Origin of the sequence: Candidatus Poriferisodalis sp., from assembly GCF_965221945.1 — a bacterium.
Taxonomy (GTDB): Bacteria; Actinomycetota; Acidimicrobiia; order Acidimicrobiales; family Poriferisodalaceae; genus Poriferisodalis.
The window spans coordinates 1,515,027-1,532,232 of the sequence record NZ_OZ244925.1; the positions used below are offsets into that span (position 1 = coordinate 1,515,027).

Genomic DNA, 17,206 nt, shown 5'->3' on the forward strand with positions numbered 1-17,206 from the left:
GCGAGTCAGCAACTCGGCCACCAGCTGAGGGGCCTGGACTCGGGTGGGGGCAGGGAACGGCTGGCCAGGCTGTTCAGGTCCTCGGCCAGGATCATGCGAGTCTCGGCCGGATCGATGATCTCGTCGACTCTCATCGTGCCGGCCGCCTCGTACGGCGACGTCGCCTCGGCCACCTCGGTCACCAACCGGGCCCGCTCGGCCTCGCGCTCGTCCTCGTCGGCGATCTGGGCCAGCTTGGTCCCGTAGGCGACGTTCACCCCGACCTCGGGGTCCATGAAGCCGATCTCCGCTCCGGGCCACGCATAGACGCCGTGGGCCGGCATCTGGGACCCGTTCATCGCCTGCCACGCCAGCCCGAACGCCTTGCGCACACACACGGTGAGGGTTGGCGTCGATGCGAGCTGCAGGGCCTGCATCATGCGCATACCCCAGTGGAGCATCCGGTCGTGCTCGACCCGGCGTCCGACCATGAAGCCGGGTACGTCGACGATGAAGATGACGGGGAGGTTGAACGCATCGCACACGGTCATCAAGCGGATGATCTTGTGACATGACTCCGGGTCGAGCACCCCGGCGTTGAACATCGGGTTGTTGGCGACCACGCCAACTGAGAAGCCGTCGATGCGGGCCAGCGCGCTCACGACGCTGCGGGCATAGCGGGGCTGGAGCTCGAAGACGGAGCCCTCGTCGCAGAGCCGGGTGACGACCCTACGCATGTCGTAGCCCCTGGTTCGCTGGGTCGGGACGAGTCCAACGAGCCCGGGGTCGGGCTCGATCTCGCCCGGAGGCTCGCCCCGCGGAGGCGGCTGGTGAGCGTTCGACGGGAGATAGCTCAGCCAGCGGCGGATCGCCGCCCACGCTTCTTCATCGGCCTCGACCCCGAGATCGATCTGGCCGGTCGTCTCGGCGTGGACGGCGACGCCGCCGACCTCCTCGAAGCTGATGATCTCGCCGGTCGCGATCTCGAACACGCGCGGGGATGTCACGGCCAGACACGAGCCCTCGGTCATGACGACGAAGTCCGACATCGCGGACAGAAACGACGAGCCGCCGAAGGACTGTCCCACGATCGCTGTCGCCATCGGGACCTGGTGGTGGCGGGCGGCCATCGTGAAGAGGTCGCCGGGCTCGGAGATCCCCTCTGCCCCCATCGTGTCGGGAATGCGCGCCCCTCCCGTTTGGCCGAAGTGCACGATCGGAACGCCCATGGCCAGGGCTCGTTCGAAGAGGCGGTACTCCTTGCGGGTCCCCACGATCGAGCTCGAGCCCCGGAGGACGGTTATGTCGTCGCCGAAGACGGCGACCGGTCGGCCCTCGACGGTTCCGTGCCCACCGATCTTGCCGTCGCCGGGGGTTCGGTCCCTGTCCTCCAGGCGCATCGAGCGGCTGAACGTCCCGATCTCCCGGAAGCTCCCCCCATCGAGGAACCCCTCGATATGGTCCCGGACGGTCGGCGTGCCCTCCGTCCGCATCCGCTCGACCTTCTCGGCTCCGCCCATCTCGTCGCGGACGGTCACCGCCTTCTCCCGAAGCTCACGGACCGCTTCGTGCTGATCGGCCTCAGCCAAGGCGACCGGCCCGGAGCTCGGAGGTCGCGGCCCGGTCGACCTCGAGTGTCTCGAAGCGATCCGGGTCGCCGGTGATGACGACGCCGTAGGCGTCGCGGGCTCGGCCGAGCGTGACGTACCGCTCACGCACGTCGGTCAGCACGAGGTCGGGATCGCGCTCGAGGGGGCTGCCGTACCCACCACCACCCGCTGACCGGGACAGGATCCTCTCGCCGGGCTGGAGGTCGACGGCCGCCACCGCCTCGGGCCGTTCGGTCACCCCACCGGCGGGACCGACGACGGCCGCCGAGCACACGGTCGGCCCGTCGCCACCGCGGACACCCCGGGCGGGATGGACGATTCCCTCCATCTGGTAGTGAACGCGCATCTCGTCGAGGAGGGGCCCGTATTCGCAGAGGTTCCCGGGCGCGCCTCGCGTGCGACCGGCCCCTTCGGAGTCGGGTCGGATCTGCGATTGGGTGATGATGAGCGGGTACTTGGCCTCGTCCACCTCGATCGAGTCGCGATAGAGCAGACCGTTGCAGTTGATCGCGACCAGGGAGAGCCAGCCGTCGGACTCGGCCGTTGCGGGCCCTCCGGCCGTACCGTTGAACAGCTGGGCGATGTAGTCGCTTCCCTTGCGGGGGTCATAGCCGGACACGACGCCGAAGCAGGGCGGGTGCCCGTAGCACGGCTCAGCGGCTCCCCACCCCTCGACGAGCTCGGCGAAGGCGTAGAAGACCAGCGGGAAGAGCCGCTCGGAGATCGTCGTCGTCGCCATCGAGCACGATCGAGGGAATCTCGGGATCCCGACACAGCAGTTCTCGCGGATCTTCACGTCGAAGCACCGGAACGATCCCGCGTTGAACTCGACCCGGGGGGTCCGGCTCTCTCGCTGCGAGTTCACGACGTACAGCGTCCCGGCGATGACCCCGTTCACCGCGGTCGCCTCGCTCAGGTTCAACCCGACCGGCAGGCAATCGGCATTGCCGCGCAGATCGATCGTGACCGTGCCCGTCGTGTTGTCGACGTCGATGTCGGCCATCAGTGGCAGCCCGTCGGGTAGCCCGGGGAACGGGTCGAGGTGGCTGCGCGCCTCGATGTGGCCGGCCGGCAGCTCGCGAATGGCCTCCTGGCACCTGATCTCGGAGTAGTCGAACCAGGCTTCGAGGAAGGCGACGACCTTCTCACGTCCGTACCTCGAGCAGAACTCATTCAGCGAGCGCTCGGCGACGCGGCACGCCGCGACCTGGGCGAGATAGTCGCCGTACCAGATCTCGGGGACCCGGATCCGCCGCTGGCACATCCGGATGATGTCGGCGACGTCCTCGTAGCTCTCCTGGATCTTCACCGAGGGGAAGAGCAGGGCGCCTTCCTCGTAGACATCGCGCGCGTGGGGCATATAGGTCGTGGGGATCGAGTTGCCGATGTCGGCCTGATGGCCCTTGGCGATCGCGGTGAACATGTGCTCACCGTCGATGAAGACGGGGACGATGAGCGAGTAGTCGGCCGCGTGGGTGCCGCCGGTATAGGGGTCGTTGTGCAGGAAGGCGTCGCCCTCCTGGACAACGGGATGGGCCTCGAGCATCGCCTGGTTGAGGAGCGAAGCGCCGTACACGTGGACCGGCAGCCCCTCGCCGACAGCGATCAGGTCACCGTCCGCCGTGGCAAGCGAACACGAGAAGTCGCGGGAGATCGCCAACGTCGTCGACCGGGCCGCCCGAAGGAGGGTGTTCTCCATCTGGCGCACGATCCCCTCGAAGCGGCTCGACATCACCGCCAGCTCGACCGCATCGACCTCTGTCGCCGTCGAAGCCATCACTCACCTCCAGGCGTCGCGATGTATGCGGCTGCGGTGACCTCGATCGTCGACCCCGGGGGTGCCACGATCGTCGTGGTCTCCTCCTCGATGATGGCCGGCCCCTCGATGATCTCGCCGTCCCTCAGGCCCCCGGCCCGGAAGATCTCGGTCTCGATCGACCGCCCTTCGAAGTAGGCAACCCTGTGCTCCTCGACCCTCAGGGACTCGTCGGTTGGCAGGGTGGGAAGCTTCGGTCGGGCGCTCGCTGTCCGGGTCTCACCGCGCCAGGCGATCACCTCGATGGGCGCGCCCGGCTCGTTCACGGCGAACACGGCCTGATGTATGTCGTCGAAGCGAGCCTGGAGGTCAGCGACATCGTCGGGGCCGTCGAAGCCTCGCCGATCGCCCAGCGGGACATCGATCTCCCAGAGCTGATTGGCGTAACGCGCTTCGGCCGTGAAGGCGCGGCTCCGCTTGCCCTCCCCCCCGACGCGGGTGTCGGCCTCGTCCATCGCCTTGTGCATCGTCGCGAAGGCGGCGTTGACCCGGTCGTAGTCGAAGCTGTCCGACGAGGTGGCAACGCCCTGGGAGAACACCGAGGTGATGTCGGAGTACTGGCCACCGACCGCGCTCAGGCCGGCTGCCAGCTTCGGGATGAACACGCCGAGCACACCCAGCTCCCGCGCTATGGAGACGATTCCCAGGCCCGAGGACCCGCCGCCGGCCACGATGATGCAGTCCTTGGGGTTGATCCCCTGGGCCACGGTGCGCTCGGTGACGAAGGACCTCATGTTCTCGTTCGAGACGGTCAGGATCGCGCTGGCCGCCTCCTCGACGCTCATTCCCAGCCGGGACGCGACATGGTCGTCGATGGCCCGGCGGGCCAGGTCGACGTCGAGACGCATCCGCCCACCCAGGAAGAAGGCCGGGTCGATGTACCCCACCGCAACAGCCGCATCGGTGACGGTGGGACGATCGCCGCCGTAGCCGTAGCACGCTGGGCCCGGGTGCGCTCCCGCCGACTGGGGGCCGACGGTGAGGAGCCCACCGCGGTCGACCTGGGCGATGGAGCCACCGCCCGCGCCGATCGACCGGGTGTCGACAGCGGGGAGACCCGTCATGTGGCCATACCACTTCTCGCCGAGCCACTTCTCACGGGTGTAGACGATGTGACCGTCTCGCAGGGGGCCGACGTCGAAGGATGTCCCGCCCGCATCGACGACGAGCACGTCGCGGGAGATCTCCGAGGCCCCTCCTGCATCGGCGTACACCTGGCCGGCCACGGGCGCCAGCGCCGGCCCCGAGTCGACACTGTGCAGTGGCTTGGTCGTCATCTCGTCCATCCTCATGACACCCCCGGAGATGTGCGTCACCATCAGGGGGTCGCTCTGGAAGCCGAGCTCCCGGAGACGGTGGTCGATGTCCTCGAGGTGAGCACGCATGAGGGGCTTGAGCGACGCATCGATGACCGTGGCCGAGGCTCGCCGGTACTCCCTGGCGAGGGGATTGAGCTCGTGGCTCAGGGTGTACTCGACCCCGGGAAGCATCTCGTCGATGAGCTCGCCGACGCGCACCTCGTGGGAGGGATTGACGATCGACCACAGCAGACACACGCCGACGGCTTCGACCTCGAGCTCGCCCAGCCGGGCGAGCACTCGTCGGCACGCCTCCTCGTCCAGGGGGATGTGGACGGTCCCGTCGTGCAGGACCCGCTCGTCGAGCTCGAAGGTGAGCGAGCGGGGCACATAGGGCTCGGGGTAGGGCATCGCGAGGTTCAGGGAGTTGTCACGGCCACCCTCCCGGTAGACGAGGATGTCGGGGTGGCCACGGGTGGTCACGAAGGCGGTGCGAGCCGTCGTACCGACGATGATCGCGTTGCTGGCGTGGGTCGTGGAGTACACGAAGGTCCGGGTGTCCCCGAGTAGCTCGGCGACGGTCTGACCCTGGTCCTCGGCGGCCAGCTCGAGGGCGACCTGGATTCCCTCGAATACGTCCTCGGGCGTCGTGGCCCCCTTGTACAGACCGAGCACCTCGTGCTCGTCCGCGAGCACGAGATCGCTGAACGTGCCGCCGGTGTCAACGGTGATCGTGTAGCTCATACAACCCCGGATCTGCGTCGTGCGAGCGCGGAGCCACCCTAGGCGCTCCTGGGCTCGCTCACCCGGTGCTCCTGGAGACGTCGATCTCGAAGACGAGATCGAAGCTCTCCTCGTAATCGACCTGCTGGGTCAGCTTCAGGTCCTTCTCGTCAGTCGACGCCAGCTCGTCGGTCGTCGCCTGGTCGGAGATGGCGACGAACGACGAGTGGCCGGGCCGGATGGGCAGACGATCGAGGGAGTGCCACGTGCCCGCGTTGAGCAGGTAGCCGGCCGAGCCGTCGATGAGGAACGCCCGCACGTCGTCGGGGTCGGGAATCGACGCCTCCTGGCGCTCGGTGGGGGGAGCGACGGCCAGGACGGCCGGCACACCTTCGAGGGGGATGAACGTCTGGGCCACCTGGAAGTGGCGCTCGAGCTTGCTGACGCGCAGCCCGAAGTACTCGGTTCTCAACAGGACGACCTGGGGTCTGCTCCCACAGTGGAAGTCGGCGAACCATCCGACCGAGCCGAGGCCGTGGAAGTCGGGCTCCCGGGAGGCGTTCGGATCGAGGACCTGCCCGAACCCCCGGAAGCTCGCCTCGGTCAGCGCCTCGGCGGTGATGGTCTTGGTCGCCATCAGCCGGACGGGAACTCGGACAGCCAGAACCGGGCGATCTCGTCTCGCCGGGCGAACCAGACGTCACCGGTGCCCTGGGCGTAGTCGATCAGCCTGGCCAGGGCGTCAGCGCGTGCGGGCCGGCCGAACAGACGTGGATGGGTGCCGACCGACAGCATCCGGGCGACGCCGCTCCGTTCCGCCTCGTGACGGAGCCGGTCGACGGCCGCCTTACCGTCGGAGAAGAAATCCTCGCCGGAGGAGTACCCCTGTGGCATGACGAAGCGGACGTCGTTCAGGTCGAGCGCGTAGGGCACGACCAGATGTGACGTGCCTCCGACATCGACGTAGTACGGCAGCTCGTCGTTGTACGAGTCGCCGTCGTAGAGGAAGCCGCCTTCCTCGACGACCAGCTCCCGCGTATGAACACTCGGCCCGTAGCGGCAATACCACCCGACCGGTCGCTCACCGCAAGTCTTCTCGAAGGACTCGACGGCGAGGCGGATCGACTCCCGCTCTTCGTCTCTGGTCATCGCATAGTGCTCGACCCAGCGATACCCGTGGCTGCAGATCTCGTGACCCTCTTCGATCAGCCTGCGACCGACCTCGGGATTTCGCTCGATGGCGACGGCGCAGGCGAAGAACGTGCAGTTGATGCCGGCCTCGGCGAAGATCCCCATCTCCCGCCAGACTCCGACGCGCGAGCCGTACTCGTACATCGACTCCATGGCGAGATCGCGAATAGACGGGTCGAGCGGGCGGTTCACCTCGCCGAGCATGTCGTTGCGCCCGTCACCCATCGGCAGCGAGTACTCCGACCCCTCCTCGTAGTTGACGACGATGTTCATCGCCACCGATGCGCCGCCTGGCCACGAGAACTCGGGTGGGTGCTCGCCGTAGCCGACGTAGTCGCGGCTCGGCCCCGACCCGAAGTCGTCCTGGTTGTTGAGGAACTGGGGCGCCATCAGTACGCCATGTGGCCGCCGTCTACGAGCAGGTTGATGCCCGACACGTAGCTGGCGTCGTCCGAGGCCAGGTACAGGGCAGCACCGGCGATGTCCGCCGGCCGTCCGAGGCGTCGGAAGGGCGTGCGCTTGAACGACTCGGCGACCGACGGATGGTCGTCGTCTTCGACGTCACCGTGGGTCCCGGTGAGGATCCGCCCCGGGGCGATGGCGTTCACCATGATGCCGTGGCGTCCGTAGTCGACGGCGAGCTGGTGCGTCATGTTGATGATCGCGCCCTTGCTGACCGCATAGGCGAAGAAGTCGGGCGGTCCGATCATCCCGTGCTGGGACGAGAAGTTGATGACCTTCCCCCGGACCTCGTTGATCTCGGGCTGGTCGATCATCTCGGCGATCGCCCGCTTGCAGCACAGGAAGACGCCCCGCACGTTCACGTTCATGAGGACGTCGAACATCTCCTCGGTCGTGTCGAGGATGTTCGTCGCCTCGAAGACAGCCGCCGCGTTCACCATCACGTCGAGTCGGCCGTAGCTGTCGACCGCCGTGCTGACCACATTGTCGACGTCGTCCCAGCGGCTGACGTCGGTCTGGACGAACATGGCGCTGCCGCCCTGTTCGGTGATCATGTCAGCGGTTGGCTGCCCACCGCCGATCGGGTCCTTCTGGATGTCGCCGACGACGACGTTGGCACCCTCCTCGGCAAATCGGAGGGCGACGGCCCGGGCGAGGCCGGAGCCGCCCCCGGTGATGACCGCAGTGCGTCCTTCTAAGCGCATGGTGGGCCTCCCTTTCTCTGCATGACGAGCCAGATCACCTCGAGAGGATCAGAGCTCGTTGATCGTGGGTGTGTCCCACGTCATGAACTGGCCCCCGTCCGGGGTGACCAGCACATTGTCGGTGACGCCGACAAAGCCGAGCTTGTCTCCGTCGGCGGGGTCGGCGAAATCGACCCAGCAATGGACGTTGACGATCTCGTTCTCTTGGCAAGCTCGATCGTTCCCCGGCACCCAGACACCCTCGATGGCGTCGTGGCCGATGCCGTGGAGGTTGTATGTGTGGTGCTGTTCGTCGGGATTCGTCTCGACCGGCCAGCCGCCAGCCGCCATACCTTCACCGGTGGTCTTCACGAAGTCGCTCGCCATCGCGCCCGGCTTCAGCGCGGCGATACCAGCGGTCACCGACTCGACGTGGAGGTCCCAGAAGTCCTGTGTCTCCGAGGACAGTGGTCCGAGCCGGTACAGCTGACGCGCTTCCAACCACGCACCCGACGGGCCCGGTCCCTCGATCCACACCATCACGAGACCGTCCTTGGCGATCTCCCTCATGGTGCCGAAGGCAGGCGCACCGAACGGCGGCGACCCGACGAGCACCATCGACGAGCGACAGCCGTACTCCCGCGAGATCTGGTGGGCCTCGGCGACGAGGTCGATCTCGGTGACGCCCGGTCGAATGGACGGCTCGAGGTCCTTGAACATCTGAGCGAAGATCGCCGATGTCTCACGATGATTCGCCAGTTCCTCGTCGCTCTTCACCTGGCGAACGGCGTCGAACTGTCGAGTGAGATCCCGGAGGTTGGCGTCGGGGATCGTCTCGGTCATCTCCAGATAGTGAGCATGGGACAGGGCATCGGCCATCCCCACCACGCCGACCTCGCCGGCGGCGTGTCCGAGATCGCGAAGAATCAGCGCGGTCTCCTCCCCGGGCTGGCCGGCCGTTCGGAAGTCGCTCGGCCAGTCGGACTGCTCGGCCTGGGCGGTCCCGAGAACCGGATGCCCGACGAAGATCGGGTTGCCTTTCATGGGCACGATGACGAAGGCGTCCGAGAGGAGCTGCCAGTAATCGGAGACGTAGGCGGTACGACCCCGATAGCGGATGTCGTCGCGCCCCACGACCACCATCACGTCGACACCCTCGTCCTGCATCATGTCGCGCAGTCTCCCGTAGCGCGACTCCCGCTCTTCGGGGGAGCTCATCCTGAGAAGGGGATTCTGGAAATGTCGGTCAGTGCCGACTGATGAGCGGGTCATCGGGACCTCCTTCGGGTCACCCGCGTTTTCGCGCGATCCGCCGGGATTATTTCTAGTATGGTCTCTTGACTGGGAACGAGCAAGACTTCTTCCTGCAGCGGAGCACGGACCCTTCACCTGAGGAGTCCCATGGCCAAGGTTCAAGCCCACCGAATCATCACCGACCCCGACCCCTTCGCCCGGTTCAATCTGGCCGCTGGCTACCGGGTCGGCGACCTCGTCTATCTCTCCGGGCTCCCGGGCGTCACCCCCGACGGGGCCGAGCCCGTGAGCGTCGATGACTTCGACGCCCAGGCGGAGCAGGCGTTCAAGAACATCGAGTGGGTTCTCAGCAGCGCTGGGTCGAGCCTCGATCAGATCATCAAGGTGACCATCTATCTGACGGACATGGGCTACTACGACAAGATCCTGGAGCTCCGTGAGCGGTGGTTCACGCCCCCTTACCCGGCCGACACGATCGTCGAGGTAAGTGCGCTGGCGATGCCCGAGCTGATGATCGAGATCGACGTGATCGCCATGGTCGACGGTGAGATCGTGGGCTAGCAGGGGAGGGCAAGATGCAGATCGGTCTCTACGGGCACACGCACGGCTTGGGCTATCGGGACGAGATCAACCTGTTCGCGCGGAGCATGCCAGCAACGTTGCTGGATCCCACGAGCGTCGCCCAGGACGCAGAACGGGCCGGCTTCCACTCGATGTGGTTTCCCGATCACGTCTGTATGCCGATGGCGAGCGAGAGCGCGCACGTCGCCAACGAGTCTCGAGAGCGAGCGTACGAGCCCCGTCACGAGATGCTCGACGCAGCGGTGGTCATGGGTGCAGTGGCCACGGTGACGACCCGACTGAGGCTCGGCACGAGTGTGCTGATCGCCCCGTACAGGAACCCGCTGAGCGACGCCCGGCAGTTCGCGACGGTGGACATCCTGTCCAACGGCCGCCTGATCCTCGGTGTCGGGGCGGGCTGGATGGCCGAGGAGTACGACGCGCTGGGTATCGACTTCGCAGAACGTGGCCGTCGCACGATCGAGTCCATCGAGATCTACAAGCGCAGCTGGACGGACGACGTCGTGGCCTTCGAAGGTGAGCACTTCAGGTTCGAGAACCTCTCGATGGATCCCAAACCGGTACAGCAGCCCCGACCACCCATCCTGTACGGCGGGGTGACCGCCACGGGCGCCCGGCGGGCAGCGCGCCATTGTGATGGCTTCTATCCACTGTTCCTCGATCCGTACTCCGAGCCGAACAGATACGACGCCCTGAACGACGTCATCCGGGACGAGCTCGACCAGGTCGGCCGGGCCCACGAGACGTTCACGATGGCCGCTGCCACGACGATGCACGTGACCGATGCCAGCGACGCTCTCGCCACCGCCAGCCCCAGGATGATCTGCACGGGCTCGGCCGAGCAGGTCCTCGAGGACCTCGAAGGCTTCGCCAAGGCCGGGTACTCACTGGCCGTCTGTTTGATGGACGTCCCATCGGGTGAGCTCTCCGAGCTCCGGGAGCAGATCGATCGAGTCGGACGCGAGGTCCTGCCCCAGGCTTCCGATCTGGTCGCCGCTGGTGACTGGCAGCCGGCCTTGTGACCACTTCTGGCATGAGAGGGAGAGGAGCATCATGAGTTCGAGTGACATCGAAGCGAGGCTGCAACGGCTCGAGGACATCGAGGCCATCAAGCAACTGAAAGCACGCTATTGCGCCTACTGCGATGACGACTACGACGCCGACGGAATCGCCGGCCTCTACACCGAGGACGGCACCTGGGACGGCAGCCCGTCGTTCCCGAGCCTGAACGGCCGGGAAGAGATCCGGGAGTTCTTCAAGGGAGCGGCCGAGATCATGACCCTCGCCCGTCACCAGGTCATGAACCCCATCATCGAGGTCGAGGGCGACGAGGCGAACGGGCAGTGGCTGCTCTTCCAGCCATGCACCGACGCCAACGCGGGGGCGGTCTGGCTCGCGGCGACCTACCTGGACGGGTATCGGCGGGTCGGCGACGACTGGAAGATCGCCGCGACACGGATCGAGGTCTCCTTCTTCTCGCCCTACGAGAAGGGCTGGGAAGCAGAGCGCTTCGTCGGAGAGTCCTAGGCCATTTGCAGCGGCGTCGCGATGGCCATCACGAGCTGGTCCTGGATGAGGAAGTCGGGCTCGTCGTCTCGGACCCGGGCCAGCTCCGGTGAGCCGACGTTTGCTCTCATGGCGTCAGGTCGTCGAACCAGGTCTGGGCGACCCCGTCGTGGCGACGTGCCCGGGAGGCTCTTCACGAACGCCAGCTGACGCCATGGGCCGGTATCTCGCCGTCGACCACCACATGGTCGGTGGTCAGGATCAGGGTCCGAGTCGCACCTCGGCGACACCGTCGTAGGTCGGCTCGTGTTTACGGTAGCCCGAGTCGAGCGTCGGGTACTGCCAGTACTCCTGCACGCCCGGCAAGGCGCAGAGCACTTCCCTATGGGTCGTCTGCCAGTGGATGCGGAAGGCCTCGAGGTCGAGGTCGGGCCGCCGCTTGAACGCCACGAATGCGTGGATTATGGCGCCCAGTCCACCACCTCTGGCCGGGTCAGATCTCGGTGCCGTCGGGCCGGTAGGTGTGCCACGAGCCGGTGGGGTCTCGCCACGTGTTGTAGCCGTGTTGTTTGAGTCGGTTCTGTCGCCCACACAGGGGTGCCCCGTTGCCGGGGCACGTACACCCGCCGACAGCGGCCGGTTTGGTGTGATCGGCCTGGCACCGAGTCGCCGGACATGACAGCCCGGCCAGATGCACTCGTCGCTCTGCAACAGCACCGCCAGGCGGGCCGACCAGTGAACAGTCGCTGTTTGCGCCCCAGGTCGATGACAACGCCGTCAGAGCCGACGACGACCCTCCGCACGTGACCCTGGATGCCTGCGATGGTCGCTTCGGTTGTGTCGATGGGGGTGCCGTTGCGCGTCTGGCACCGGTAGCTGTCGTCGTTGGGGTCACGGCGGCCCACGTGCCCGCCGGCCAGCTTGGCGAGCTCCCGCTGGAAGGTCTCGTGGTCCATCACCACGTCGGTGACGACCCCGCTGCCACCGTTGGTTGCGTCCGGCAGGGCGGTGGCGGCGGCCTGGAAGATCGCCCACAGGGCATCGAGGGCCGCCGGCACTTCCCGAATGGGTCGATCCAGAGTCCGCACGGGGGTTCTTCACCGAGAGTTGTCAGGCACAGGGCGCAGCCATGTTCTCGAGTATGAGGGCCGCAGATATGCCCCTCTGGCACTCGAGAGTTGTCTGGCCCGATCCCCTCGGTCACTGATCGTGGGTTCTCGACCCGCTCGACTCTGCCGGTTGAGGGCAAGCACCCTCGTTACTCGTTAGATCCCGCCCCCGTCCAGGAGGCGTCCGAGGCGCTCGATCCCGGCTACGACCCCATCGGTCGGGATGCCGGCAAAGCACAGCCGCATGAATCCCGGTTCGCCGATGTGGCAGTCGGCGCCCGGGGTGAGGTTGACGTTCGCTTCCTCGAGGAGCCGGGTCCACAAGCCCGCTTCGGCCTCCCACGTCACGGTGTCCATGAAAGGGCGCAGGTCACAGAGGAGGAAGAAGCCTCCTTGGGCTGGGAAGTAGGGAATGCATGCGGTGTCGAGTGCCTCGACGGTCCGGCGGTACGCCTCTCTGAGGCGTCGCTCGTTCTCGGCAACAAAGCCCGCCACCCATCCTCGATCGGAGATGAGCTGTTCCAGCAGGTACTGCGTATCGCCGGAGACCGCCGACCAATACGCCAGCCCGCCGACCGCGCCCAGGACGCCGGCGTTCTCCGAAACCAGCACGCCGCACCGCAATCCGCTGACGGCGAAGTCCTTGCTGAAGGCCCACACGAGGTGGATCAGCTCTCCGAGGGCCGGGCGCAGCGCCGCCCCGCTGACGAACTCCCGATCACCATGAACCGAGAAGGCGTACAGCTCATCGAGCACGACATGGATCTGGCGCCGTTCGGCCCAGGTGAGGATGTCGTTGATCTGATCAGCCTCATACACACGCCCCTGCGGATTGTCTGGCGAGGTGAAGAGCAGTGCCTTGACCGGCACAGCGGCCGCGTCTAGCGCCTCGTCGAGGACATCGGCAGTGAGCTGGAACGACGTGGCGCTGGTGGTGTGCACTGGCACGACCTGAAGCTCATCGCGCGTCTCGAGGTCGGGCCAGAACCCCGTGTAGCTCGGGGTGGGGACGAGGATGCCGTCGCCCGGGTTGGCGATGGCATAAAACAACGTCTCGAGCACGCTTCCCGAACCCGCCAGCGCGATGACGTGCTCGGGCTCGATCGACCTGCCGAACAGCCGGTCTCCGAGGAACTGTGCCAACGCCTCGCGAAATGACAGCGCCCCGACCATCGCGTCATAGCCGATGACCCGGCCTGGAACATCACGGCTGGCCGCCATCTTCGGTTCGAGGAGATCCCACACCAACTTGTTTTCAGCAAGACACATCGACACGTACCCGTCAGGGTTGGTCACAAGATCCCAGGCGTCCTCCGCCCGGGCGAAATGCTCGTCGATGAACGGGGGCAGCGGGCGGTTGGCGACCAGCGCCTCACCGCGGCTGGAGAGCTGATGTCTGGCGATGTCGGTCAAGAGGGCCTCGATCGTGGTCCCGACCCCAAGCATTGCATCCACCGGCCATCAGCTCTGAGCGCTCGATGACTCAGCCCGAGCTCGGGTCGGCCAACTGCGACCTGGTCGGCACAACCAGCGCACACCACCCCCGACCCTTCAACCCGCTCTCACCCGGGTCGTTCCGATCGACTCGAGCGGGCCGATCGGCCGTAGCCTGCAGGTTCAGTTTGCTGCCCACAACGGTCGCAATGAAGAAGTCCACCTGCTAGAGCATGAGGGCTGCCTCAACATCAGGTCGATCGATTGAGAAGCTCGGCCCCTGAGACTGAGACGGTCTGCGCGCGGAGGGATCTGGTCAGCTTGTCGTGCCGACCGGTGACCGCGCTCCACATCATTGGAGCCGACAGCCCCCTTGAATAGGTCGAACAGGCCGCTCGCCTCGCCGCAAACGCACTGGGCTAATCGCTCCACGGGACCTCCTAATGGGGGCTCACGTGCCGATCGTGCACACCGAACACGCGGTCATAGAGGTGGGCTGCCGCACAGATCGGCGCCTCGGCATGAGAGCGAGCCGGCGCCCGGAACCGGCGGGGCGGCCCGGCTTCAGCTCGCTTCCAGGTGGTGTCTGAGTGCCTAGCGGATCACTGCTGACACGGGCACTCCTTCGTCCTCAGGAAGGCGCACGACGTCTTTTCAGGTCACGGTCGAGGCGAAGCGACCGGGCTTGCCTCGGCTAGCGAGGAACTCGTCGGCGTCGTAGCTGCGTTCGGCTTCATCCGCGAGATGTTCGATGAGCTCCTCGGTGATCGGCCTACCCGACTTCGTGTCACCGTAGATCTGCTCGGCGCTCAACGTTCCAGCAGCATCTGTGGGTGGCACGCAGCGACATCGGATGAATGATCATCTCTGTGCCCTCCGCGGTCAGCGACACGTCGACTTCGAGCAAGTTGGCGGAGAAATCCGGCCCGATGACCAGCTATCGATCTGGGAACTCGGGGAGATCTTCGGAGTACTGGCCTCACCACCCGAGCCGGGGCGCGATCTCCCGATAGCCCTGCCCGTCGGGGACGATCGCAGTCACGTCCACACTGTGGAGAAGCGCCACGAGATCGGCTCGCGGCTCGAGGGGGAGGAGCAGGGCGAGCCGCGGGTCGCCGTCGGTGAAGCGTCGGCAATCGAGCAGCTGGCCGATGCCAGCTCGTATGGCCTCCCGCGAGGTCGTGCCCTTCGCCACGACAAGCAGCCCCTGGTCGGGGTCGTACACATCCGCGATGACGCGACCGACCTCCCCCGGCGGATGACTCCTGAGGCGAATCGGCTGACCTCCCTGCCGTCTGACGAAGCTCGCGTAGGTGTGCACGAGATCGCTGGCAATGTTCTCGGACGTGGGTCGAGGACGACCGGCCCACTGAGCTTCGGACTCCGTGCTGCGATCGTGAACCGGCACCTGCTCGACGACCAGGTGGTCCGGGGCCGCCGCCGACGCAGCCATTGGATCGGGCTCGAGTGCGTCGATGCCCTCCAGCCGGAAGACGATCACGGTGCGCAACTCTGCTGCCGTGGCGTCGGGCGCATCGGCTTCGTAGCTGTCGACGAACCGGAACGTCCCCTGGAAGCGCCACAGTTCCCGCCCTCGATCGAATAATTCGAGACTTATGCCCTCGGCCACATGATGATTAATTGCTAGATTTCCCCGGACCATACGTTGATCACCGTGGGGTCCTTCGCCGACAAAGTGGAAGAACAGTTCGTTGTTATCACTCCGCTTCCACCCGTCCATATATTTCCGAAATGGCTCGGCATCCGTGTCGCTAAACAAGAGAATTGCTGGCGTAGTTGCCGAAGGGCTAACCGAACCCAGGGGTTGGCTGCCGAAGGCCTCATGAATCTCTGGGCGACTGATCAGGTCTCCAGGATCGAGGGCATAATCGCCGTAACGCACCGGGTGCCATACTAGAGCGAAGCCGGTCGGGAATGTGCTAACCTCCTCCTCTCCGAGCGGAGGGGGGCGCCATGTCAGAGTCACTGACGGCCAACAACAACTTCGTCCCGCCGACGGCTGATGAGGTGCGCGAGATCGCCGCCGCCTACGGGATAACACTCACGGCAGATCAAGCCGAGTCGCACGCGGGAGTCATCGCGGGGGCCGTGCCCGCCTACTCTCGCTTGAGAGAGCTACCGGAGGTAAGGCCAGATGTGAAGTACCCCCGCACGCCTGGCTATAGACCGCCACCCGAGGAGAACCCGTACAACGCCTGGTACTGGCGGTGCTCGGTCAAGGGCGCTCCGGAGGGAATCCTCGCTGGCAAGACCGTCGCCATAAAAGACGCCGTCTGCGTGGCGGGCGTTCCCATGATGAACGGCTCGGCCCTGCTCGATGGCTTCGTTCCCGATATCGACGCCACCGTGGTGACACGGATCCTCGACGCGGGGGGCGAGATCGTCGGCAAGGCGGTGTGCGAGAACCTCTGTGTCACTGGTGGCTCGAACTCAGCGGCGACCGGGCCGGTGCTGAACCCGCACAACCCCGAGTACGCGACCGCCGGTTCGTCGAGTGGGTGTGCCGCCCTCCTCGTGAACGGTGATTGCGACATGGCCATCGGTGGTGACCAGGGGGGCTCGATACGAATGCCTTCGTCCTGGAGCGGCTGCTACGGGCTGAAGCCGACTTATGGGCTCGTCCCCTATACGGGCGCCTTCGGCATCGAGATGACCGTCGACCATCTCGGACCCATGGCCCGGTCGACACACGACGTCGCGCTCTTGCTCGAGGCGATCGCCGGCCGCGACCCGATGGACCCGCGGCAACGGGACGATGTCGTGGTCCAGCCCTACACCGAGGCCTTGATCGGCGACATCAGCGATCTCACGATCGGCGTGATGAGCGAGGGCTTCGGGTGGGAGGGAGGCTCGCAGGACGTCGACGAGGTCGTCAGATCGGCGATCTCGAACTTCGACAGCCTCGGCGCCAACATGATCGATATCTCGGTGCCATCTCACCTCGACGGCTTCCCGGTCTTCCTCGGCATGTTCGCCGAGGGCACGTTCATCCAGATGTTCCTGTGCAACGGGTTCGGTACGGGCTGGAATGGCTACTACCCGATGGCCGCCATGGAGCACTTCGGGCGGGGCTTCAAGACCAAGGCCCACAGTCTCTCGGCGACCGCCCAGTACCTGCTCATCCACGGCCACTACATGATGGACCGGTACAACGGGCAGTTCTACGCGATGGCGCAGAACCAGCGGCCCGCTCTCAGGGCCGCGTACGACAGAGCTCTCGAAGAGGTCGACTTGCTCGTCATGCCCACGTGCGCGCCGGAGGGCGTCGCCATGAAGCACATCGCGGACCCGACGATCGAGGAGCTCTTCGCTACCGGCTGGACGATGGGCAACAACACGTCTCCGTTCAATCTCACGGGTCATCCGGCAATCAGTGTTCCGTGCGGAAAGCACGACGGGCTCCCGGTCGGATTGATGCTCGTCGGGAAGCACTTCGACGAAGCGACAGTGCTGCGCGCTGCCCACGCCTTCGAGTCAACGGGCATCTACGAAATGTGATCGGTCGGTTCTAGCGGAACAAGAGAGAAGGGAATCCATC

At 66.0% G+C, this 17,206-nt stretch carries 16 protein-coding genes; 4 read left to right on the top strand and 12 right to left on the bottom strand.

The features are described 5' to 3' along the window. Positions 1-5 precede the first annotated feature (5 nt). From ACOQPH_RS07120 to ACOQPH_RS07150, 7 genes are read right to left on the bottom strand one after another with little or no spacing between them, the layout of a single operon-like run. The gene (locus tag ACOQPH_RS07120) at positions 6-1,568 is read right to left on the bottom strand and encodes an acyl-CoA carboxylase subunit beta (protein ID WP_419553413.1); all 1,563 of its coding nucleotides are present in this window, start codon (positions 1,566-1,568) and stop codon (positions 6-8) included. Then, on the bottom strand, positions 1,561-3,366 hold the full coding sequence (locus tag ACOQPH_RS07125; RefSeq protein WP_420623970.1) for a hydantoinase B/oxoprolinase family protein: 1,806 nt from the start codon (positions 3,364-3,366) through the stop codon (positions 1,561-1,563). Before ACOQPH_RS07125 ends, ACOQPH_RS07120 begins: the two co-directional genes overlap by 8 nt. Beyond that, a complete protein-coding gene (locus ACOQPH_RS07130; RefSeq protein WP_419923354.1) occupies positions 3,366-5,447 on the bottom strand; it encodes a hydantoinase/oxoprolinase family protein in 2,082 nt (693 codons plus the stop codon). Before ACOQPH_RS07130 ends, ACOQPH_RS07125 begins: the two co-directional genes overlap by 1 nt. 58 nt (positions 5,448-5,505) lie before the next feature. Continuing rightward, a complete protein-coding gene (locus tag ACOQPH_RS07135; protein ID WP_419553416.1) occupies positions 5,506-6,063 on the bottom strand; it encodes an ureidoglycolate lyase in 558 nt (185 codons plus the stop codon). Then, positions 6,063-7,007 carry a polysaccharide deacetylase family protein gene (locus tag ACOQPH_RS07140; RefSeq protein ID WP_419553417.1) on the bottom strand — a complete coding sequence of 315 codons (945 nt, stop codon included), beginning with the start codon at positions 7,005-7,007 and terminating at the stop codon, positions 6,063-6,065. The genes ACOQPH_RS07135 and ACOQPH_RS07140 overlap by 1 nt, the downstream gene beginning before the upstream one ends. Then, positions 7,007-7,783, bottom strand: a complete 777-nt coding sequence (locus ACOQPH_RS07145; RefSeq protein ID WP_419553418.1) for an SDR family NAD(P)-dependent oxidoreductase — start codon at positions 7,781-7,783, stop codon at positions 7,007-7,009. Before ACOQPH_RS07145 ends, ACOQPH_RS07140 begins: the two co-directional genes overlap by 1 nt. A 48-nt stretch (positions 7,784-7,831) precedes the next feature. Continuing rightward, a complete protein-coding gene (locus ACOQPH_RS07150) occupies positions 7,832-8,980 on the bottom strand; it encodes a M24 family metallopeptidase (protein WP_420623971.1) in 1,149 nt (382 codons plus the stop codon). Between the two features lie 183 nt (positions 8,981-9,163). On the opposite strand from ACOQPH_RS07150, the gene ACOQPH_RS07155 reads away from it, so the two are divergent. The 3 genes from ACOQPH_RS07155 to ACOQPH_RS07165 are packed head-to-tail and all read left to right on the top strand — an operon-like array spanning position 9,164 to position 11,125. Beyond that, complete coding sequence (locus ACOQPH_RS07155; protein ID WP_419553420.1) at positions 9,164-9,577, top strand: RidA family protein; 414 nt, start codon at positions 9,164-9,166, stop codon at positions 9,575-9,577. Between the two features lie 14 nt (positions 9,578-9,591). Next, complete coding sequence (locus ACOQPH_RS07160) at positions 9,592-10,620, top strand: LLM class F420-dependent oxidoreductase (protein ID WP_420623972.1); 1,029 nt, start codon at positions 9,592-9,594, stop codon at positions 10,618-10,620. Positions 10,621-10,651: 31 nt separating this feature from the next. Continuing rightward, positions 10,652-11,125 carry a nuclear transport factor 2 family protein gene (locus tag ACOQPH_RS07165; protein WP_419553422.1) on the top strand — a complete coding sequence of 158 codons (474 nt, stop codon included), beginning with the start codon at positions 10,652-10,654 and terminating at the stop codon, positions 11,123-11,125. Positions 11,126-11,365: 240 nt separating this feature from the next. Here the strand turns inward: ACOQPH_RS07165 and ACOQPH_RS07170 are convergent, their stop codons facing one another. The 5 genes from ACOQPH_RS07170 to ACOQPH_RS07190 all read right to left on the bottom strand — a co-directional run bounded on the left by ACOQPH_RS07170 (position 11,366) and on the right by ACOQPH_RS07190 (position 15,550). Continuing rightward, positions 11,366-11,554, bottom strand: coding sequence for an EthD domain-containing protein (locus ACOQPH_RS07170; protein ID WP_419553423.1), 189 nt, complete (start codon positions 11,552-11,554; stop codon positions 11,366-11,368). 11 nt (positions 11,555-11,565) lie between these two features. Further along, complete coding sequence (locus ACOQPH_RS07175) at positions 11,566-12,192, bottom strand: hypothetical protein (protein ID WP_419553424.1); 627 nt, start codon at positions 12,190-12,192, stop codon at positions 11,566-11,568. Positions 12,193-12,369: 177 nt separating this feature from the next. Further along, positions 12,370-13,659, bottom strand: coding sequence for an aminotransferase class I/II-fold pyridoxal phosphate-dependent enzyme (locus ACOQPH_RS07180; RefSeq protein ID WP_419554873.1), 1,290 nt, complete (start codon positions 13,657-13,659; stop codon positions 12,370-12,372). Positions 13,660-14,301: 642 nt separating this feature from the next. Further along, a complete protein-coding gene (locus ACOQPH_RS07185; protein ID WP_419553425.1) occupies positions 14,302-14,487 on the bottom strand; it encodes a hypothetical protein in 186 nt (61 codons plus the stop codon). A 139-nt stretch (positions 14,488-14,626) separates the two neighbouring features. After that, the gene (locus ACOQPH_RS07190; protein ID WP_419553426.1) at positions 14,627-15,550 is read right to left on the bottom strand and encodes a hypothetical protein; all 924 of its coding nucleotides are present in this window, start codon (positions 15,548-15,550) and stop codon (positions 14,627-14,629) included. Between the two features lie 71 nt (positions 15,551-15,621). Between ACOQPH_RS07190 and ACOQPH_RS07195 the strand changes: the two genes are divergently transcribed. Continuing rightward, positions 15,622-17,166 carry an amidase gene (locus tag ACOQPH_RS07195; RefSeq protein ID WP_420623973.1) on the top strand — a complete coding sequence of 515 codons (1,545 nt, stop codon included), beginning with the start codon at positions 15,622-15,624 and terminating at the stop codon, positions 17,164-17,166. The last annotated feature ends 40 nt before the right edge of the window (positions 17,167-17,206 follow it).